Source organism: Pectobacterium parmentieri (genome assembly GCF_001742145.1).
GTDB lineage: Bacteria > Pseudomonadota > Gammaproteobacteria > Enterobacterales > Enterobacteriaceae > Pectobacterium > Pectobacterium parmentieri.
The window spans coordinates 2,211,390-2,231,472 of sequence record NZ_CP015749.1 but is presented as its reverse complement, the minus strand read 5'-3'; the positions used below and the strand labels follow the sequence as shown (position 1 = coordinate 2,231,472).

Annotated in this window: 14 protein-coding genes; 7 read left to right on the top strand and 7 right to left on the bottom strand. The window is 49.8% G+C overall.

The features are described from left to right. Positions 1-31: 31 nt before the first annotated feature. The 4 genes from A8F97_RS09925 to A8F97_RS09910 form a co-directional block, all read right to left on the bottom strand. A complete protein-coding gene (locus tag A8F97_RS09925; RefSeq protein WP_033071304.1) occupies positions 32-1,066 on the bottom strand; it encodes an ABC transporter substrate-binding protein in 1,035 nt (344 codons plus the stop codon). Positions 1,067-1,102: 36 nt separating this feature from the next. Then, the gene (gene uhpC / locus A8F97_RS09920) at positions 1,103-2,428 is read right to left on the bottom strand and encodes an MFS transporter family glucose-6-phosphate receptor UhpC (RefSeq protein WP_033071305.1); all 1,326 of its coding nucleotides are present in this window, start codon (positions 2,426-2,428) and stop codon (positions 1,103-1,105) included. An 88-nt stretch (positions 2,429-2,516) separates the two neighbouring features. Next, positions 2,517-4,076: an MASE1 domain-containing sensor histidine kinase gene (locus A8F97_RS09915; protein WP_033071306.1), complete on the bottom strand. Its 1,560-nt coding sequence runs from the start codon at positions 4,074-4,076 to the stop codon at positions 2,517-2,519. 3 nt (positions 4,077-4,079) lie between these two features. After that, positions 4,080-4,709 carry a response regulator transcription factor gene (locus A8F97_RS09910; protein ID WP_014699437.1) on the bottom strand — a complete coding sequence of 210 codons (630 nt, stop codon included), beginning with the start codon at positions 4,707-4,709 and terminating at the stop codon, positions 4,080-4,082. A gap of 229 nt (positions 4,710-4,938) precedes the next feature. Between A8F97_RS09910 and A8F97_RS09905 the strand changes: the two genes are divergently transcribed. Both A8F97_RS09905 and A8F97_RS09900 read left to right on the top strand, forming a co-directional pair. Then, a complete protein-coding gene (locus tag A8F97_RS09905) occupies positions 4,939-5,754 on the top strand; it encodes a MetQ/NlpA family lipoprotein (protein WP_033071307.1) in 816 nt (271 codons plus the stop codon). 215 nt (positions 5,755-5,969) lie between these two features. Beyond that, positions 5,970-6,914: a pectate lyase family protein gene (locus A8F97_RS09900; protein ID WP_015730219.1), complete on the top strand. Its 945-nt coding sequence runs from the start codon at positions 5,970-5,972 to the stop codon at positions 6,912-6,914. 127 nt (positions 6,915-7,041) lie between these two features. Here the strand turns inward: A8F97_RS09900 and cuyB are convergent, their stop codons facing one another. Beyond that, positions 7,042-7,758: a cysteate racemase gene (gene cuyB, locus A8F97_RS09895; protein WP_015730220.1), complete on the bottom strand. Its 717-nt coding sequence runs from the start codon at positions 7,756-7,758 to the stop codon at positions 7,042-7,044. A 222-nt stretch (positions 7,759-7,980) separates the two neighbouring features. Between cuyB and hypT the strand changes: the two genes are divergently transcribed. Next, entirely contained in the window at positions 7,981-8,880 is a 900-nt protein-coding gene (gene hypT, locus A8F97_RS09890) for a hypochlorite stress DNA-binding transcriptional regulator HypT (protein WP_014699441.1), read from the top strand. Positions 8,881-8,955: 75 nt separating this feature from the next. Here hypT and A8F97_RS09885 read toward each other — a convergent pair whose 3' ends face one another. Together A8F97_RS09885 and fdhF are read right to left on the bottom strand one after the other, a co-directional pair. Continuing rightward, the gene (locus tag A8F97_RS09885) at positions 8,956-10,263 is read right to left on the bottom strand and encodes a dicarboxylate/amino acid:cation symporter (RefSeq protein WP_014699442.1); all 1,308 of its coding nucleotides are present in this window, start codon (positions 10,261-10,263) and stop codon (positions 8,956-8,958) included. A 790-nt stretch (positions 10,264-11,053) separates the two neighbouring features. Continuing rightward, positions 11,054-13,204 carry a formate dehydrogenase subunit alpha gene (gene fdhF, locus A8F97_RS09880; RefSeq protein ID WP_014699443.1) on the bottom strand — a complete coding sequence of 717 codons (2,151 nt, stop codon included), beginning with the start codon at positions 13,202-13,204 and terminating at the stop codon, positions 11,054-11,056. A gap of 522 nt (positions 13,205-13,726) precedes the next feature. On the opposite strand from fdhF, the gene A8F97_RS09875 reads away from it, so the two are divergent. The 4 genes from A8F97_RS09875 (at position 13,727) to A8F97_RS09860 (ending at position 20,081) form a co-directional block, all read left to right on the top strand. Next, positions 13,727-15,406, top strand: a complete 1,680-nt coding sequence (locus A8F97_RS09875; protein WP_033071308.1) for a methyl-accepting chemotaxis protein — start codon at positions 13,727-13,729, stop codon at positions 15,404-15,406. A gap of 542 nt (positions 15,407-15,948) precedes the next feature. Further along, the gene (locus A8F97_RS09870; protein WP_033071309.1) at positions 15,949-17,853 is read left to right on the top strand and encodes an FTR1 family iron permease; all 1,905 of its coding nucleotides are present in this window, start codon (positions 15,949-15,951) and stop codon (positions 17,851-17,853) included. Between the two features lie 126 nt (positions 17,854-17,979). Then, complete coding sequence (locus tag A8F97_RS09865) at positions 17,980-18,507, top strand: iron transporter (RefSeq protein WP_025918878.1); 528 nt, start codon at positions 17,980-17,982, stop codon at positions 18,505-18,507. A gap of 176 nt (positions 18,508-18,683) precedes the next feature. After that, positions 18,684-20,081, top strand: coding sequence for a Fe-S-containing protein (locus tag A8F97_RS09860; RefSeq protein WP_033071310.1), 1,398 nt, complete (start codon positions 18,684-18,686; stop codon positions 20,079-20,081). Positions 20,082-20,083: the final 2 nt, after the last annotated feature.

The window sequence follows — 20,083 nt, the reverse complement described above, 5'->3', positions numbered from 1 at the left end:
TTTGCAATCAATCAAGAGCAATGAAGCGAGATTATTGGCCCATTTTGACTTCGTTAACCCACTTGGAAATCAACTCTTTACGCACGTCTGCCGCGCCGTATTTGTCCATGTCGTAGTTGATTAGTTTCAGATCCTGCAACTTCAGCGACAGTGGGGACGCTTCGGCGGTGGTGTTAGTCAGAATTTGGTAGGACTGGCCTTTCTTCCAGGAGATCTCTTGTGCTTCTTTCGACAGCGCCCAGTCAACGAATAGTTTGGCGTTATCCATATTGCGCGCACCTTTTAGGATGCTGACGCCGCCAATTTCATAACCCGTACCTTCACACGGGGAGATCAAGGCCAGCGGTGCGCCTTTCTCTTTTTCCAGCGAGTAGTCATGCAGGAAGCCAATGCCGATGGCGGTTTCGCCACGCGCAGCGTTACGTGCCGGGGCAATACCTGACTTGGTGTACTGCGATACGTTGGTGTTCAGTTTCTTCAGGTAATCAAAGGCCTGATCCTGACCCCAAAGCTGGGAGAACGTTGCCAGCGCGGTATAGGCTGTGCCGGAACTTTGTGGATCGGCAATCTGGATTTCACCTTTGTAGACTGGATTGGTTAGATCTTTCCAGCACTGTGGTACGGGCAGGTTTTTCTCTTTCAAGCGGTCGGTGTTAACGCCAAAACCGAGGATGCCGACATAAATGGCCGACGAGTAGTTACCTTTACGTTTGGCAGGATCGCGGAACTGCGGCATGATCTGCTCAAGGTTTTTAGACTGATACGGCTCCAGTAATTCCATTTCACCGGCCTGAGATTGTGGGTCCAGCGTGCCGCCGTACCAGACATCAGCCTGTGGGTTCTTTCTCTCCGCATCGATTTTTGCCAGCGTGCTGCCCGCACTGTTACGGAGGAATGATACTTTGACGCTGTATTTTTCGCTGAAAGCTTTAGTTTCTTCCTCGCAAAAGGTGTTGGTAGCACCACAGTAAACGACTAAGCGCCCTTCAGCCCGAGCAGTGGTGGTGGTGACGGCAGCAACGGTTAGTCCAGCGGCGATGAAGGTCGTTAAGGTACTCAGTTTCATGATGTTTTCCTTATAGGTATCTATCTGTTGTTATTGCTATTTTGATGTCATCAAACGTTCCCGGCGGCTGACGCCTGCCATCAGCAGCGGCATCAATAACAGTCCGATACAGGCTGAGGCCAACGCCAGAAGAGTAAAAAACCCTGACCATCCATAGTGTTGCAGTACCTGTGCTAGCGGCCAGCCCGCCAGTGCTGCTCCCAAGTAGGCAAACAACGCGAGAAAGCCTGTCACCGTGCCTGCGGCATCCTTATGGCTGTATTCCGTCGCAGCCAGACCAATCAACATCTGTGGTCCAAAAACAAAAAAACCGGTACTGAAGAAGCAGGCCGCGAGCAGTGAATAGTGGTGGATCGGTGCTAGCCACAGCGCGGTCATGGTTAAAAACAGTCCGAGTGCAAACAGCAAAATCATTGGTGCGCGTTGACCACGAAACAGCAAATCCGATCCCCAACCGGCAAACAGCGCTCCCAGCAATCCACCCAGTTCAAACAGCGACAGCGTTGCGTTCGCGCTGAGCAGGTTGAAACCGTGGCTCTCCGACAGCCAGATATTTCCCCAGTCATTCAGTGCGATGCGAATCAGGTACACCAGAATGTAGGAAAACCCGAGTAGCCAAATGGTACGGTTACGCAAAATCGCATCACGCAGAATTTGACGCATCGGCATTGGTGGACTCTGTTGCTCCTGACGAAGCTCCAGCGCGTCGCGTCGCCACTGGCCGACGCTTGGTAACCCTTGCTGCTGCGGTTTGTCGCACAACTGCCAACACAGCCACAGCCCGATCACAATGCCGATAATACCCGGCACCAGCAGCGCCGCTTGCCAGCCCCATTCGGAAGCCAGATAGCCCGCGAGTAAGGGAACCGCCGCGCCGCCGATGTTGATTGACGTATTCCAGCATCCCCACCAGAGGCCGCGCTCATTGCGCGAATACCAACTGCTCAGCAGTCTGGCGCAAGGTGGCCAACCCCAGCCCTGAAAGAAACCATTTAGCGCCCAGACAATGAGCAAACCGGTGAGCGACTGGCAGTACATGAACAAAATGTTCAGCACACCGGTAATCATCAACCCGACGCCCATAAACCAGCGTACCTGAGTGCGATCGCACACGATGCCGGAGATAAATTTGGACGCGCCATAACAGAGATAAAACAGCGTCCCCAGCAGACCGATATCGCCTTTGCTTAACCCTAATTCCAACTGCATCACTGGCATGACGAAGTTGATGCTTTTACGCGTCAGGTAAAACGTCGCATACCCGATGACCATGGAAATCAACAACCGCGGTCGCCAGTAGCGATAGCGCTGACTGATTTGTGCTGGTGAAAGCTGTCCCTTTGGAAACATGGGTGCCTGCATGGGTTCTCCGTCGCGTTGAGAGAAGAGTAGGGGGATGCGAATTAAAAAGGATGAGACAAGGTTTTAGATGACTAGGAAAAATTCCTAATTAGTCGTCTTTTTGTTTAAATTTTGTGGGCAGGTTAACAATTATGTGTGTGCCACGCGGCGCGGCGGGTTGCACTAACCAGTTGCCACCCAGTGCCTGCACCCGTTCTTCAATGCCCCGCAAACCGAAGCCACCGCCTGTCGAATGAGCATTGCCTTTCTGTGCGATGCCCACGCCGTCATCAATGACGTCGAGCGTAATCAGATCATCCTGCTGGCTGAGACGGACGGTAATCTGCGTGGCGCTGGCGTGTTTGTTGATGTTGTTGAGCAACTCCTGCACCAGCCGGTAAAGCGTGAAAATCACCACGTCATCATGAGGGGGCGTGGGAAGCTGATAATCCAACTGAAACTGGATACCACGAGTCGCGAAGGAGAACTCATCCGCCAGGTGGTTCAGCGCTTTATCCAGCACCATTTCATCCAGTACTGGCGGGCGCAATTGGCGTAATAACTGGCGCGTGGTGTGATGGATTCGTCGCGACAGCTCGCTGATTTGCCCGGCGGCATGTTGGGCTGCCTCAGCCGGTGCGCTGTGTTTCACCAGCATGGCCTGAATCTGAATAGCGGTGATGTTTTGACCGATATCATCGTGTAGCTCACGCGCGATATCTTTGCGCACGACTTCTTCGGTATGAATGATGCGTTCCATCAGCCGGTGGCGGGTTTTTAGCTCCTTTTCCAACTGCTGGCGGTAGCGCTGAAGACGCTGTGCCAACTGTTGCTGACGGCTGATAGCGATCCCCAATCCAATGCCGAGCAATGCCTGTGTAGAGAGAAAAAGTTCTAGCTCGAGCAGGTCATCAAAAGCTCCGCTCACCTGGCGAGTGACGGCAATCATCAGGCTGCCGAGTACGGCGGAAAGTACGCCACCTTGCCAGCCGAATTTATACGCCATCACCACATTGGGCAGAAAAACGAAGATCAGCAACAGGCGTTCCATCTCGGGCGTGAATGCCATTTGCAGGCAAACGCCGATAGAAAAAAACAGCGAGCACCAAATTAGCAGTGAGGTACGCAGTGGTGGATCGGGGATCTCCTGTGCCAGCAATGTCTGCAAGTGCTGCTGTTTGATGTATTCGTACAGCAGATAGATGAACGGAATCAGCAGGACACCGCCGGTAAAAGTAGCCAGCAGCGTTTGCGTCAGTTGCGAGGGTAACCAGGGTCCGATAGCGATGCCGTGCAGAATGGTGTTAAGCGTCAACGCTGCCAGCAACAGCAGCAGTCGTTGCCAATAGAGCGTATAGCGATGCCAGATTTTATGCGTGATGATGGCCGGAATCAGGCTCAGAAAAGGGGAAAACAGTAGCAGCGAGCGCGTCATGAGTTGCTCGCTGATAAGCCAACTCTGTATAGCGATTTCCGCAAGCAGCAAAGTCGGCCAGTATTTGCGCGGCAGCAAAATCATCAACGCCAATCGCAGCCCTTGGGGTAACAGTAGCGCCGCCTGCTGGTCGTTATTGCTTAAATAGAAACTGATAGTCCATAGCGCCAGCCAAACCAGGCTGTAGAAAAAGGCCAGAAACAGCGTCATACCGATGACGTGTAGGCGGCGCATAGGCTATTTCCCAGCCAGCAATTGGTGTTGCAGCGCAAAATGCACCAGTTCTACTGTGGATTCACACTGTAATTTACTGAGAATATTAGCGCGGTGGACGTGAACCGTCTTATGGCTGAGTTCGAGCTGTTCGGCGATGCTTTTCACGCTAATCCCGTTAATTAGCAGGCTGAATATTTCCCGCTCGCGTGGGGTCAGCGCCAGTAGTTCCTTCGGTGGCTGCTGCTGATGGCGAATGGCGTGTAGTGCATCGGCACACAGATAAAGGCCACCGCTACTGACTACGCGAACCGCCTGCACTAATTCTTCCGGGCCGCAGCGCTTCGTGAGGTAGCCGCCCGCGCCCGCATCCAACGCGCTTTGTACAAACGCAGTGGTGTCATAGATGCTCAGAATAATGGCGCGAAAATTGGGACGTTGTTGACGCAGGCGGTTTAATAACGACAGGCCGCTCTCATCCGGCATGGCGATATCAATCACGGCAACGTCAATCGACTGTTTGAGCAAATGCGGCCACGCCTGCGCTGCCGAGGCATATTGCCCTACGACTTGAATGTCGTTCTCTAATGTCAAAAGCTGTGCAAAGCCAGACCGTACAACGATGTGATCGTCAACTAAAGCCACATTAATCATGGTTTCGCCGTGTGAATCTAAAGTCATCAAAGTGTCATAATGCGGGGGAATCCAGAGGCGAGCAATAGCAGATAGGTAAAATGGAATCGGCTTAGCAGATATCCCCACACTGATTTGATCGAATGATGAAAAGCATATTGATAGAACGCGGAGTTATTTGACTCGGTTAAGCGAGGAACATACTGTTTTTCTCTTTAAATCTATATGTTTAAGGTATCAGGGAAACAGAATGATGAATAAATGGCGTATAGCGCTGGTGGCGGGAATGGTCACCGCGGCAATGGTGTTGACTGCGTGTGATAATGCAGGTAACTCTGCCAATCATATTAAAGTCGGTGTGATTAATGGCGCGGAGCAGGATGTTGCTGACGTTGCGAGGAAAGTAGCAAAAGAAAAATATAATCTGGATGTCGAGCTGGTTGGATTTAGCGGTTCACTATTGCCGAACGAGGCGACAGATAAACGCGATCTGGACGCAAATGTATTTCAACACCCCCCTTTTCTGGAACAGCAAAATCGTGAACATGGTTATAAGTTGGTGGCGGTAGGGAATACCTTCGTTTTCCCAATGGCGGGGTATTCGAAGAAAATTAAAAGTATAAACGATCTAAAAGATGGCGATACCATCGCGATCCCTTTCGATCCCACCAATCTGGGGCGAGCGCTGTTATTGCTGGAAAAAACCGGATTAATAACGCTAAAGCCGGATACGGGGTTATTACCTACAGTGCTGGATATCACGACCAATCCGCATAATTTGCGTATTATGGAAGTCGAAGGTGCGCAGTTACCACGTTTATTAGACGATCCGCAAGTGACAATCGCGGTTATCAGTACGACCTATATTCAGCAAACGGGCTTAACGCCAACGAAAGACGGCATTTTTATTGAAGGTAAAGAATCTCCGTATGTGAATATCATCGTGACCCGCGAAGATAATAAAGAGGCTGAGAACGTGAAGAAGTTTATTAAAGCGTATCAGTCTGATGAAGTTGAGCAGGCTGCTGACCGTGTTTTTAACGGTGGTGCAGTAAAAGGTTGGTAATACGCATTTTTTTCGCTGCCATTTTTACTAAAAGATGGCAGCGTATTAATTGATGTTTTAATTATTCGCAAGGTTGTTTTTTTATTAAACTCACTTAATAAGCTTAATAAAATTCCCTATATACACTCTTTAATTGTCGGCGGTGTGTTATTTGTCATCGATTAAATAACGCATCGTAAGGCATCACTATTCACTAATTGTAAAGAGGGATATTTATGGCTTATCCAACAACAAATATTACTGGGATTATTGGTTTTGCAAAAGCGGCGAATGTCACCGGAGGAACGGGTGGTAAAGTTGTGACGGTAAATTCTTTGGCTGATTTTAAATCAGCCGTGAGTGGTTCCGCAAAAACCATCGTAGTGCTGGGCGCATCGTTGAAAGCATCAGCATTGACCAAGGTTGTATTTGGCAGTAATAAAACCATTGTCGGTTCTTTTGGCGGAGCTAATGTACTGACCAATATTCACCTGCGTGCTGACAGCAATTCCGCTAACGTCGTTTTCCAGAATCTGGTTTTTAAACATGATGTCTCTATCAAGGACAATGATGATATCCAACTGTATTTGAATTACGGTAAAGGCTATTGGGTGGATCACTGCTCATGGCCGGGGCATACGTGGAGTGATAGTGATGGTAGTCTTGATAAACTGATTTATATCGGTGAGAAAGCAGACTACGTCACGATCAGTAACTGCTTATTCTCAAACCATAAATACGGTTGTATTTTCGGCCACCCGGCAGATGACAATAATAGTGCCTACAATGGTTATCCACGTTTAACCATCTGCCACAACTATTACGAAAACATTCAGGTTCGTGCACCCGGCCTGATGCGTTATGGTTATTTTCATGTCTTCAACAACTACGTCAATAAATTTAATCTGGCCTTTACGGTCGCGCAGAATGCCAATGTGCTTTCTGAACGCAACGTATTTGGCACTGGTGCAGAAAAGAAAGGCATGGTTGATGATAAGGGCAATGGTTCAACCTTTACGGATAATGGCAGTTCACCGGCAGCGGTAGCGAGCAAATCGCCTGCTGCTAAATGGACGGCGTCATCTAACTATTCATACAGTTTGATGACTACTGCGGCGGCTAAATCCTGGGTGGTTTCTAATGCGGGAGCACAAAATAGCGCGCTCAAGTTTCCATCATAATCATTGAACGTTTTTTATTAGGGGTTGAAGCTTATTAAATATTGAGTATGTGTAATGTGCCACTCGGTGAATATATTAATTCGAGTGGCATATTTATTTCAATCGGTTAATTGAAGCAATCACCTACTTAAGCGGCGATACTACCTCTCTGGCTGTGGGTAAAGTACCATTCGACCGTTTTCTTAATTAACTCTTCTGTCGCATCGACATAATGTTGTGGGGTGGTTTTGATTTCCTGCTCCAGAATTAGTGGAAGTTCTGTACAACCCAAAATAATTTTTTCGACGCCAGCCTGCAACAGGCGATCTTTTACCGGTGACAGCATGCTATAGGCGCCAGCAATATTACCAGATTTATAGGCATAGATACTTTCCATTACCTGGTGTTGGTCAGCCTCATCCGGCGTGTAGCACTCAATATTATCGTTTATCAGGTTGTCCTGATAAATTCTCGCTGTCACTGTTGCCGTCGTCGCTAATAAGCCGACGCGTGTGGTATTGGCGCTCCTAATTGCCTGACAGGTCACATCAATAATGCTGATCATTTCCGCGCGACACTGTTGTTTTAATTCATTGAACCAATAATGTGCGGTATTGCACGGAATAATGATGCACTCAGCGCCTGCATTTTCGAGAATTTTCATATATTGCAGCATCTTACCTAGCGGCGATGCGCTGTGCTGGAGGATGCACTGCGTTCTGTCAGGAATATCAGGAATAGAAACCGCAATCATTGGAATGTGGTCTTGATCCCGATACGCTGGCGTGTTTTTGATCAGTTTTTGCATCGCATCGACGGTGGCGCCCGGCCCCATACCACCAAGAATTCCCACGAGACTGTTCATGCTGTTAACCCTGTAGCATTATGAAATTAAAAGGATAATCGCACACCAGCGGGCAATGTGAATTGCTAAATTCCCATCTGCTATGTATGATTTGCATAACGATTGGCATCCCTATGCTTTTACTGGGTTTAACGGCGTGCCATAGAAAGAATCTTTGTGGATGATGTAAAGCGTGGGTATTGGGGACGAAAACATGACGCTGAGCGTTTTGAGTGAGGGGTGATGCTAAACAATATCGAAACCAAGTGGCTCTATGATTTTATCATGTTGGAAGAACACCGGAGTTTTACGCTGGCTGCCGAGAAGCGGAATATCTCTCAATCCTCATTCAGTCGGCGCATTCAGGCGCTGGAAGCGGCCGTCGGGTTTGATATTTTTGACCGCAGCGCGCTGCCGTTGCAATTAACCGAACAGGGCCGCGTGTTCCACGCCTATATCCGCAATACGCTGGACGATTTAGAGTATCAGCTCAATAAGTTGCACGGTGGGGATAATTATAAAAATAAGATCACCATTGCGGCAGCGCATTCGCTGTCGGTGTTTATCATGCCGGAGTTGTTAAAAGACGTGCCAGACCCGCAAGAAAAAATCTTCTATGTTGAATCGATCGATGTAGATGAAGCCGTGCTGAATCTTAAAGAAGGGCGCAGCGACTTCATTTTCTCGTTTTACAATGAGGATCTAATGGGGGAGCCTTTTATGCACGAGAAGATACTGGAATCCCGGCTTTATCCTGTCTGCGCGTGCGACAGTGCAGGGAAGCCGCTGTTTGACGTGAGTGCTTCATCAGTGCCACTGCTCAACTATACCGAGACAAGCTACATGGGGCGTCAGGTCAGTCGTTACTTATCCAGTGTTGACGGCGATAAGTTCACGGTCAATTTTGTTTCTTCCATGAGCGACTTGCTCAAGCGCATGACCAAGAAAGGTTATGGTATTGCCTGGTTGCCGGACTATTCGATTCAGGAAGAGTTGAAAAATAAAGAGTTGGCGATACTGAGTATGGAAAATGCGGTGATCCGCATGGGCGTTTATCTGTATCGGCTTGATGCGCGTCTGAATATGGCGTCCGAGAAGTTTTGGCGCTACATGAAAGGGCTGTCATCGACGTCTGGGCTATAAACGTCGCGATAATATACTCTAGAGGTAAAAAAATAGCGGCCTGCAGGCCGCTATAGATCATTTACTCATTCAGCATTAGCTATTTTGTGTCGCTTGCTGAGGTTCCTGATAGGCGACGATCTCGTCGGTAGCTTCTTCTTCCTCATCGTCGTGGATGTCTTTTTCCAGACTGGCCACAACGGCAGTAGAGATACTGTTACCGATGACGTTAGTTGCAGTACGGCCCATATCCAGGAACTGGTCGATACCGATAATCAGCAGGATCCCGGCTTCTGGCAGGCTGAACATTGGCAGCGTTGCCGCAACCACCACGATAGAAGCACGCGCTACGCCTGCCATCCCTTTACTGGTGATCATCAGCGTCAACAGGATCAGGATTTGCTGGGTAAGGCTGAGGTCAATGTTGTAAGCCTGTGCGATGAACAGAATCGCAAAGGACTGGTACATCATTGAACCATCAAGGTTGAACGAATAGCCCAGCGGCAGCACAAAGCTGGTGACTTTTTTCGGTACGCCGAATTTGGTCAGTGCTTCCATGGTTTTCGGGTAAGCGGACTCACTACTCGCGGTAGCAAAGGCCAGCATGGTCGGCTCGCGAATCAATTTCGCCAACGTCATGATAGCTTTGCCCAGGAACAGATAGCCAACCAGGAACAGCACGCCCCACAACACGGCCAGGCCGAGGTAGAACTCACCGATTAATTTACCGAAGTCGTAAAGCAGCCCCAGACCTTGTGTGGTAATCGCGGAAGCGATTGCGGCAAACACAGCAATAGGTGCCAGCGCCATCACGTAGTCGGTCACGCGGAACATCACTTTAGTCAGTTCTTCGATCATGGAAATGATCGTGGTCGCGTGTTTGTTTTTGCCTTTTACATAGGCTAGCGCGGAGCCGAAGAACAGAGAGAAAACCAGAATTTGCAGGATTTCATTGTTCGCCATCGCTTCTACGATACTTTTCGGGAAGATATGGCTAATGAAGCTCTTGAGCGTAAATCCATCCGTATTCAGGCCAGTTGCAACCTGTTGTGCAGGGATGTCGAGATTCATGCCTGCTCCCGGTTGGAACAGGTTAGCGAAGAGCATGCCGATCAACAGGGAAATGAATGATGCGCTGACAAACCAGATCATGGCTTTCATACCGATACGACCAACGGCAGAAGAGTTTCCTCCCATGCTTGCCAGGCCAGAAACCAGCGTAGCGAAGACCAGTGGCGCGATGATCATTTTAATCAAACGCAGGAAAATATCGGTAACCATGTTGAAATAAGATGCAACTTCTTTTGCTCGACTGCCATCAAGATATTGATGGCAGGCCCATCCGATTAATATCCCCAGGACGATAGCCAAGACTATCTGTACAAGTAACTTCTGCCTTTGCATATAAACCTCATGTTGATGAATTGATTCAGACAACACAATATTATTGCCGCGTGATGGTTGGTGCTTTCCCTGAATACACCAACCCCTCACCCGAATCTGTTATTGGGGTGTTGTGTCTGCCCGGCGATATTACAACGATTCTTGCTTTTTACATTTTTTTTCTGCGGATTGTTATGTAATTGTGATCCTTGTCATGCGAAAAATGCATGTCCGCACCGCCTGTAATGACAAATGGGGATGTGGGACGCAAATCGAGGAAAAAACACTTCCTGCATTAAATGCTTGATAAACAATGGCTTAGGTTATTTTTTGCTGAAAAAATAAGGTGAATCAAGGTGTTGAATTAGTGTTGCTAATGATGTTGTGGATTGCATCAATAAAAAATATGGTCAATTGGTTAAAAACTAGGTAGTAATAAAAAAACAATCAACGAAAGAATGATATATATCGCACTTTTTGGTTACATTAGTTTTTTAATTATTTTAACTATGACTTGTATTTATTAATCATGGTAGTCGATCTATTACGCCAAATAAAGTGTAATTATTAATCAAAGTGTTTCCGTTTTGTAATATTTACCGGGCTGCGGTTATTTAAAATGGTGTTCTTTGTTGCCTGAATAGGGGTTGTCGATTATTTAAAATAATGTTGTTAATTTGTTTCACTGAAAGATTGCTGTTTACTTATGGTGTTCTGGCCAAGCCGAAACAGCCTTGTATCGAAAATGATGAAACCACCACGTAAAAGCACGTTATGCCAACATTCCGTGGTGGTTCAGTAGGGCAATTCGTTAGTTGACGTTTTCTGCCGTAGAGCGCAGGCGATCTTTCAACTGACTGTACTCGTGCTGCACATAGGTTTCCGCTGCCTGCTGATCGTCAATAGCCTCTAGCCTAACGGCGCAGTGCTTGTATTCTGGCGTTTTAGAAACGGGATCGAGATGATCCAGAGTGAGTTCGTTACAGGCCCCAATCCACCATTGGTAAGTCATATAAACAGCACCTTTATTGATGCGTTCGCTAACGGCAACACGAGAGATAACCTTGCCACGTCGTGAGGAGATCCAAACCAGTTGCTGGTCGTGTATTCCTAAACGCTCGGCGTCATGAAGGCTAATCTGTACGTAACCTGGCTCATCCGCCAGCGTTTGCAGTGCGGTGCAATTGCCCGTCATGGAACGGCAGGAATAGTGACCGACTTCACGCACGGTACACAGTACCAGCGGGTAATCCTCATCCACCAATTCCATCGGTGGCCGCCATTCTGCCGTTAACAGCAGGCCTTTACCGCCGGGGCGATCGAAGTGATTGCCTGCGTATAACCACGGAGTACCGGGGCTGTCTTCCGTCGGACATGGCCACGGCACATAGCCGAGTCCGGCCATTTTCTCGTAGGTTGCGCCGTAATACAGCGGGCAGAGCTGTCGCAGTTCGTCCCAGATTTCCTGCGTATTGTTATAGTGCATCGGATAACCGAGCGCCGTCGCCATCAGGCTGATGATTTCCCAATCGGGTTTGACGTCGCCCTGAGGTTCCACCGCTTTATAAAAGCGTTGGAACCCTCGGTCAGCGGCGGTATAAACCCCTTCGTGCTCGCCCCAGGAGGTTGCCGGTAAAATGACATCGGCAATCGCGGCAGTTTTGGTCATGAAGATATCTTGTACGATCAGTAAGTCCAGTTCGTTGAAGGCATCACGCAGCATCGACAGGTCTGGCTCGGTTTGCAGCGGATCTTCGCCCATCACGTAATTGGCTCTGATTTTTCCTTCTTTTATTTTGTGTGGTAGGTCGGTCAGCGAATAGCCAATTTTGTCAGAGAGATCGGGGACGCCCCAGGCATCGGCAAATTTTGCCAGCACTGCCTTATCCGTGACGTTTTGATAACCGGGGAACATATTAGGTAGCGCGCCCATATCGCACGCTCCCTGTACATTATTTTGACCACGCACCGGCCCGACGCCAACGTTCGGACGCCCTAAATTGCCGGTCAGTAGTGCCAGACCGGACAGCCCTTTGACCACATCAACACCTTGACCCCACTGCGTCACCCCCATTCCCCACAGAATGGTAGCGGACGGCGCGGCGGCATACATCCGCATCGCGTCTCGAATCAATTTAGGTGATAAACCGGTAATGCCAGCGACATATTCCGGCGTGTATTTCGCAACGGTCTGACTGAATTCTTCGAAACCTTCGGTATGGCGGGCGACGTAGGCTTTATCGTAGCGACCTTCATTGATCAGGACGTTAGCAAATGCGTTGACCAGTGCCATGTTGGAGCCATTTTTCAACGGTAGCCACAGATCGGCAATGCGTGCGGTTTCGATGCGACGCGGATCGCACACGATGATTTTTGCTCCGCGCGCTTTGGCTTTCAGTATCCGACGCGCCACGATGGGGTGCGAGTCTGCGGCGTTGTAGCCAAAAATCAGGATGCAGTCGGTCTTTTCAATTTCGCAGATGGAGTTACTCATTGCGCCATTGCCCAGCGTAACCTGTAGCCCGGCAACGGAAGGGCCGTGGCAGAGTCGGGCACAGCAGTCGATGTTGTTATTGCCGGTTACTGCCCGGGCAAATTTCTGCATCACGTAATTGGTTTCATTGCCGGGTCCACGGGACGATCCTGTGTGCATGATCGACTCGGCACCGTACTGCGCTTTAATGGCTTTCAGCCGGGAACTGGCGAAGTCGATGGCTTCATCCCAGGAAACGGCCTCAAAGGGTGCACCTTTCTGACGGCGGATCAGCGGCTGTTTTAAACGAGGAGTAAGAATCTTAGTGTCGTTGAGAAAATCCCAACCGTAGTAGCCTTTCAGGCACAGCTCACCTTCATTGGTGACGCCGTTTGCCCCTTCCGCACCAACCACTTTGCCGTTCTCTACCAGCAGGTTAATTTTGCAGCCTGACCCGCAATACGGACAGACGGTAAGCACTTTCTGCATGATTGTTCTCCAAAGCTGAGTCTTGGATCGTAAGAACTGCAGGTGTTGATGCAGTTGTCTAACTTTTGATAATCGCCGATAAAGAAAATTAATTTACTGATCGTAGTCATGCTCAGCGCGTGACTACGAGTCCTAACACGTTGAGCGTTGCGGCCTTTTCCATTGGATTTTTGTCTGGAAAATAACGCCACAGCATATTCATCCTCTTTATCTGTTAATGCCTATACTGTTTTTGACGATACTTATTCTATGTGCCACCGATCGGGCTGATGTATTTATGCCTGTTGGCCGTTTAAAACAACGAGGACTGGCACATCAAGGAAGATAATGCATTCTATTGGTTGAATTTTAAGCATGTCTTCCCCATCACAACGGGTGATGAATCAGGGAATTCCAGAACGTTTGTTAGATCGCGCGGGATAGGGCGGGATACAACGGACGGCACAGTCATGAGCAAAAAGTAAATACTTTTCCTGCAGAGCGTGCGGGCGGGAAATATTTGTTAACGTCGCGGAGTGCATTATGGGATTTCTAAAAAATGTCAGCATAAAAATAATGGTGCTGGTGATAGTGGCTTCCTTACTGGTGGCGTGGGGAATAGCATCTGGTTTTAGTCTTTACTCACTTTATCAGGTTACCCATTTACTTGATAAAAGTGAGACTCAGCAAAAAACGTATTCCCATCTGGTCTATGGCGCCGATCAATATTTTCGGGCCGTCACGCGGATGGAAAGAACGATGGATTACTTGCAGCGTAACGAGCCAGACAACGCCAAACAGACGTTGGAAATGGCACAGATAGCGCTAAAAAATACCAGGGATTCGCTGGAGAAATTCCAGGCGGCAGAGCATGTTGGCGTTGAGCACGCGACAGTTGATGCGGTAAGCAAAACGTGGAGCGCTCTGATTGCTACCGCGATCGAACCGATGAATGCGGCGCTGCAACGTAATGATTATGAAGGGTTTCGACAGATATTTCGCTCTACTTACCCACCTATTAGCTTGACATTTGGGGATGATATTAAGCGTTATTCGGACGGCATTACCGCCTCGTCATTGATCCCAACCGTAAATGAACACAATGATAAAAACCGCAATGCGCTCATTGCCGTGATGGTTCTTGGTCTTATTGTGTTGATTTTCACAGAATATTACTTGAGGAACTATCTGGTTATCCCAATTTCGGTGCTTAAATCTCATTTAGCACAGCTAACGGCGGGGCGGTTGGGGTGTGAACTGGTTGAATTCGGTCGAAACTGTGCGGGAAGGTTGATCCCCGACATCAAGGCATTGCAGAAAAGCTTGCGCGATACGGTAACCGTCATCCGGCAGAGCACATCAGAAATCAACAATGGGACATCCAGCATTAAGGATGGCAATGATAATCTCTCTAGCCGCACAGAAGAGCAGGCGGCGGCATTGCAACAGACGGCTGCCAGCATGGAAGAGATTAGTTCTACGATACGGCAAACGACCGACCATGTGCATCAGGCGCGTAAGCTGGCACAGGATGCGGCTGACATGGCGCAAAAAGGCGGAAATATCAGTACCAACGTGATGGCGACGATGGATGGTATTAGCGCCAGTTCGCGGCATATTTCCGATATTACTTCGGTAATTAACAGCATTGCGTTCCAGACTAATATCCTGGCGCTGAATGCGGCTGTTGAAGCTGCGCGAGCGGGGGAGCAAGGGAGAGGGTTTGCCGTGGTCGCTGGAGAGGTACGCACGTTGGCGCAGCGTAGTGCGCAGGCGGCAAAAGAGATTGAGGCGCTGATTGCGGAGTCTGTTTCGCGGGTTGAAACCGGCGCTGGGCAGGTGAAGCAATCTGGTGAGGCAATGTCGGCAATTATCGCTTCCATCGCGCACGTGAACGATCTGATTGGTGAAATTGCGGCGGCAACGGACGAACAAACACGCGGTATTACGCAAATTAGCCAGGCGGTGCATGAAATGGATAGCGTCACACAGCAGAATGCGTTGTTGGTGACACAGTCGGCAGAGGCCGCAGCCCGATTGGATGAACAAACCAGCGAGTTGTCTGCCGTTGTGGATGTGTTCAGTCTGGATTCGGATAGCGATCTGCAACCTGCTTTTTCCCGCTCAGCGTTGTCTTCCCCTGCTCACCGGGCTATCGGACAGAGCACCACTCCGCTGTTGTCTGTTCATGGCCGTCACGGTGAGGGGTGGGAAAAATTCTGATCCGCCGTGGGGTTAACACGTGGCCGTTGTTGAACGTATGTAGACAGTGAGTGCGAGAGAGTCAACGAGGCTGGGATGAACTGGCAGAAAGGAGTCTGCCCGGTTTTTCCTTGGCTGCCGTTTGAAGGTTCGTTGGTCATCGCATAAAAATGTCAGTGAAAAGCATTAACGTATGCAATGCTTTGGACTACAGCGGGAAAAGGTGTTTTTTCTGTAAATCTGACCGTGGTAACGTAAAGAAATATCATCTTAAGACGAGGGTCTCTAGACTTTTAGCTGATAACGTTAATGAATGGCATTATTTTTGCATTTATTTTTGTGTTGGTTTAAGTGGCATTTTTGCCGTTTTTACGATCAAAAAAACCGTATTTACCTTATGGGTTAGGAGGTGAGAGGATTTTTTGACTGATAAATAAGTCCTGTAAGTTTTTGTTACAAACTAAACCTCTTATTGCTTGTGTTTTCGTGACGTAAATCAAGACAGATGACGACTATCAAAGTGATAATAAGAATAAATATCATTTGTTATTCATCACTCGCTTATGTCTATCTGGCAAAAAACGCTTCTGTTGTTGTGTTGGCTGTTTAGCTGTTCAGTGGCAGTTGCCGCGACCGATTACGCCTCATTCATTCACGATATCGAAACCCGGCTGGATAAAACGGCTCAGCTCTATGAGCAGCAAAAGCCGGATGACGCCCGCACTGAAGTTCAGATGGCCTATTTTGAGGTGTTTGAAAACCTCGAAGGTCCCATCCGCATCAATATCTCCGCGCAAAAAAGCTATCAGCTCGAAGCGACCTTCGGTGAGATTCGCCGCATGATTGGCGAAGGAAAGCCGCAGGCCGAGGTACAGGCAAAAATTGCGTGGCTGAAGGGCGAACTGGATGCTGTTTTGCCCGTGCTGTCGGGAGGGCACAAACTGGTTGCGCAGGAGCAGCACGGCGCCTATGACAATTCAGAGATCGCGCCGTACTGGCAGCAGAGTTTTAAAATTATCGATGACCAGCTCGCGCTGGCCGTGACGGAATATCAGGCTGGCGATTACAAAAAAGCCAGCCAAAGCGTGCAGCAGGCGCACTATCAGGGTTTTAAAAACTCCGAGATGGAGATGTCGGTCAGACAGAATCGCTCCGCGCAGCAGGCCGCTTCCATTAATCAACAGTTCTCCGCACTGATTGCGCTAGCCAGCCAACCCGATCAACTGACGGACGTTGCCTATCGGGTTACCACGCTGTTGCAGGATATCGAGGATGTCCTGCCGGGGCTGCCGACAACGCGCGATAGCCAGCAGGCGACGGCAGCACCTGCCGCGAGCGGCGATACTGGTGGTGTACCGGACGCGAACTGGGCGAAGGTTTCCGACGATATCAATCAAGCGATTGCCGCCGCAATTGCACAATACCGTGAGGGTCAGGTCAAACCCGCCATCATGGCGGTGCAGGACACCTATTTCGATCTGTTTGAAGCCACCGGTATGGAGAACAAAGTAGGTTCTCGTGATGCTGCGTTCAAATCTACGCTGGAAGGGTATTTCACCCGTCTGGTAAGCATGATGAACGCCAGGCAACCGGTGGAACAACTGCAAGGGCAGGCTGACGCGTTGCAGCAGGAGCTGGCGAAGGCGGTCACCATGTTGGGCGACGGCGATGAAACGCACTGGAGTCTGTTGATATACAGTCTGCTGATTATTGTGCGTGAAGGGTTGGAAGCGTTGCTGATTGTGGCGGCGATCGTGGCCTATCTGGTGAAAAACAATCAGCAGGACAAACTGCCGCTGATTCGTCAGTCGGTTTACGTCGCATTGCTGTGCAGCGTGATTACTGCGGTGATTTTCCAACTCGTGTTCACCAACTCTGGTGCCAGCCGTGAGTTGCTGGAAGGCATTACGATGCTGATCGCCGTGGTGATGCTGTTCTTCATGAGCTACTGGCTGTTGTCCAAAGTAGAAGCGCGGCATTGGAAGGCTTATCTGGAAGGCAAGCTGTCCCATTCGCTGAGCAGTGGTTCCATGATCGGGCTGTGGCTGACCAGCTTTCTAGCCGTGTACCGCGAAGGCGCGGAGACGGTGTTGTTCTACTATGCACTGGTCGGTGATGCTAGCAATATGGCGGGGCATCTCTCCATTCTGGCTGGGTTTGCCATCGGCTGTGTAATCCTGCTGATCGCTTACTTCGTAATGCGCTACACCATTGTCAAATTACCGCTTAAGCCGTTCTTCATGTTTACCGGCTGCTTTATGTACCTGATGGCGTTTGTGTTTGCAGGAAAAGGTGTGCTGGAACTGATCGAAGGCAAACTGTTTGAACCGACGTTGCTGACGGGTGTACCGGAAATCAGTTGGCTGGGTATTTATCCTTATGTGGAAACGCTGATACCACAGAGTGTGCTGGTTGCCGCAGCGTTAATCGCTCTGTGGGTGATGCGGCGTAGAGCGTCCACCGTCTGATAAATAATGAATCTGACGTGACTGTAATACTGAAAGCAACAAAGAGTAGAACATAACCATAACACCTCCTGCTCGCTTAGCGAAATAAGCGTAGGGGAGACGACTGAGATGATGAGGATGGGTTTGATGAATATGCAAAAAAGTCTGATTGCAGGTGCCGTTATTGCTGGTATTTTCACTGCGCCTGCCGCACTGGCGTTTAAAGAATATCCAGCGGGTGAACCTGTTTCCCTGAACGAAATGGAAATTGCTGCCGTTTATCTGCAACCTATCGACATGGAACCGCGTGGGATGGGCCTGCCAGCCGCGAAAGCGGACATCCATCTGGAAGCGGATATTCACGCTGCTGAAGGTAACAAGAACGGTTTTGGTGCCGGTGAATGGATGCCGTTCCTGACCATCGCGTACACATTGACTAACACCGATACCGGTGCGAAGCAGGAAGGAACCTTCATGCCGATGGTTGCCAGCGATGGCCCACACTACGGCGCGAACATCAAAATGATGGGGGTGGGTAACTACAAAGTGACTTACCACATCGATCCGCCATCAAAAGCGGGTATGCACCGTCACACCGATGGTGAAACGGGTGTAGGCCGCTGGTGGAAACCGTTTGACGTCAGCTTTGACTTCAAATACGTCGGCTTAGAATAAGGTCTTCTGTCCGCGATGCGCTGTCGCGGGCATATTCACGTCTCTGTGGTTTGCTATCGCAGCCTACAGAGGCGGTGATTTTTCGGTCAGCGTGCTGATGCCACCACACATCATGCCCAACTGATACACCTGCAAAACGCAGTCAACGCACATGTAACGTGAAGTGTGACGAGCCTATGAGTTATTTCTTTATCACGACACTCCAATCCTTCCTGCCGATTGCACTATTACTGGGGCTGAGCTGGAGTCACCGTTCCACGCCGACGATCGGGCCGCTGAGCTGGCTCACACTGCTGGCGCTGTGTGCCGGTACGTTTATTGGCGTTCATTTTCCTAACGGGCAAGCGTTTCTGCTTGGGTTTACGGTGCTTCAAGCGCTTGCCTTGATCCTGTTTCTTGCCTGCCAGTGGTTTTCCCATCCGCGTCTCGGTTATCTGTGGCAGGCGTTGCTAGTGGCGGGTGCTGCGGTACAGTGGGGCAGCGATCCCAATCTGACGGCGTTAACGTCCACCCATGTGGTGAATACCGATCTGTTGCTGAATTTCAGTGCCGTGGTGCTGGCGTTTGGCTGGCTGGTATTTTGCGCCGCGCTGTGCGGCATGATTGTGCGTCGCATTCCTTTACTGCGTTGGCCGCTGCTGGCGTTGCTGGTCGCACTCCTGCTGTTGCCGATAAGCGGTAACCTGTTGCTGTTACTGATGAAGTTACAGGCGCTAGGGTTAACCAAGCCACGCCTGAGCTATGTGGCACACGTCACCAACAGTGCGTATTTATTAAATTATCTCAGCGCGCTATTCATGGCGGTATTGGCTGTGGGGCTGGTTTGGCCGCTGTTGCATGCACGTCATCAGGTGCTGGTTACGCATGAAGCGATTGAAAAGCGTAAAGCGACGGCAGGCTACCGCACCGTGCGTCGCACGCTGCTGGCGACAGTCACGGCGCTGCTGGTTGTCGTCTTCGCTCAGCTCTATTGGGATAAGGTCGCATCGCAGCCGCCTCGTCTGTCGGAAGCGCAGCCAGTGACGCTGGCGGCCGATGGCAAAGTGCATATTCCGATTGAGCAGGTGCGTGATGGCAAGCTGCATCGCTTCGTGTGGGTTGCCGATGATGGCAAGGCTGTGCGCTTTTTTATCATTAACCGCTATCCCGATCGTCTGCGTCTGGGCGTGGTGTTTGATGCCTGCCTGCTGTGCGGCGATCAGGGCTACGTGATGGAAGGAAATCAGGTAATTTGTGTCGCGTGTGGTGTGCATATTTTCATCCCTTCTATCGGGAAGGCGGGGGGCTGTAATCCGGTCCCGATTGAAGGGTGGAGCAACGACGACAATGAATTGGTGATTGGGCGAGCCTCGTTGGCGGCAGGTACTAACTACTTCTCGACGGTAGTGTCGATGGAAGTAATTGATCCGGTTGATGGTTCCAAATTAACCAACGTGACCGCAGAGCATAAATATCGCTACGGCGGTAAAACGTACTTCTTCTCGTCAGAAGCGAATTATAACCGTTTCCGCGAAAGTCCCGCGAAGTTTGCCACGGCCAAAGCGGCGACAGGCGAACCGGCGGAGGAGGAATAATC

What these genes read in the sequence shown, in the direction of transcription:
- A8F97_RS09925 (WP_033071304.1), bottom strand. Translation starts at nt 1,066, where the DNA reads ATGAAACTGAGTACCTTAACGACCTTCATCGCCGCTGGACTAACCGTT.
- uhpC (WP_033071305.1), bottom strand. Translation starts at nt 2,428, where the DNA reads ATGCAGGCACCCATGTTTCCAAAGGGACAGCTTTCACCAGCACAAATC.
- A8F97_RS09915 (WP_033071306.1), bottom strand. Translation starts at nt 4,076, where the DNA reads ATGCGCCGCCTACACGTCATCGGTATGACGCTGTTTCTGGCCTTTTTC.
- A8F97_RS09910 (WP_014699437.1), bottom strand. Translation starts at nt 4,709, where the DNA reads ATGATTAATGTGGCTTTAGTTGACGATCACATCGTTGTACGGTCTGGC.
- A8F97_RS09905 (WP_033071307.1), top strand. Translation starts at nt 4,939, where the DNA reads ATGATGAATAAATGGCGTATAGCGCTGGTGGCGGGAATGGTCACCGCG.
- A8F97_RS09900 (WP_015730219.1), top strand. Translation starts at nt 5,970, where the DNA reads ATGGCTTATCCAACAACAAATATTACTGGGATTATTGGTTTTGCAAAA.
- cuyB (WP_015730220.1), bottom strand. Translation starts at nt 7,758, where the DNA reads ATGAACAGTCTCGTGGGAATTCTTGGTGGTATGGGGCCGGGCGCCACC.
- hypT (WP_014699441.1), top strand. Translation starts at nt 7,981, where the DNA reads ATGCTAAACAATATCGAAACCAAGTGGCTCTATGATTTTATCATGTTG.
- A8F97_RS09885 (WP_014699442.1), bottom strand. Translation starts at nt 10,263, where the DNA reads ATGCAAAGGCAGAAGTTACTTGTACAGATAGTCTTGGCTATCGTCCTG.
- fdhF (WP_014699443.1), bottom strand. Translation starts at nt 13,204, where the DNA reads ATGCAGAAAGTGCTTACCGTCTGTCCGTATTGCGGGTCAGGCTGCAAA.
- A8F97_RS09875 (WP_033071308.1), top strand. Translation starts at nt 13,727, where the DNA reads ATGGGATTTCTAAAAAATGTCAGCATAAAAATAATGGTGCTGGTGATA.
- A8F97_RS09870 (WP_033071309.1), top strand. Translation starts at nt 15,949, where the DNA reads ATGTCTATCTGGCAAAAAACGCTTCTGTTGTTGTGTTGGCTGTTTAGC.
- A8F97_RS09865 (WP_025918878.1), top strand. Translation starts at nt 17,980, where the DNA reads ATGAATATGCAAAAAAGTCTGATTGCAGGTGCCGTTATTGCTGGTATT.
- A8F97_RS09860 (WP_033071310.1), top strand. Translation starts at nt 18,684, where the DNA reads ATGAGTTATTTCTTTATCACGACACTCCAATCCTTCCTGCCGATTGCA.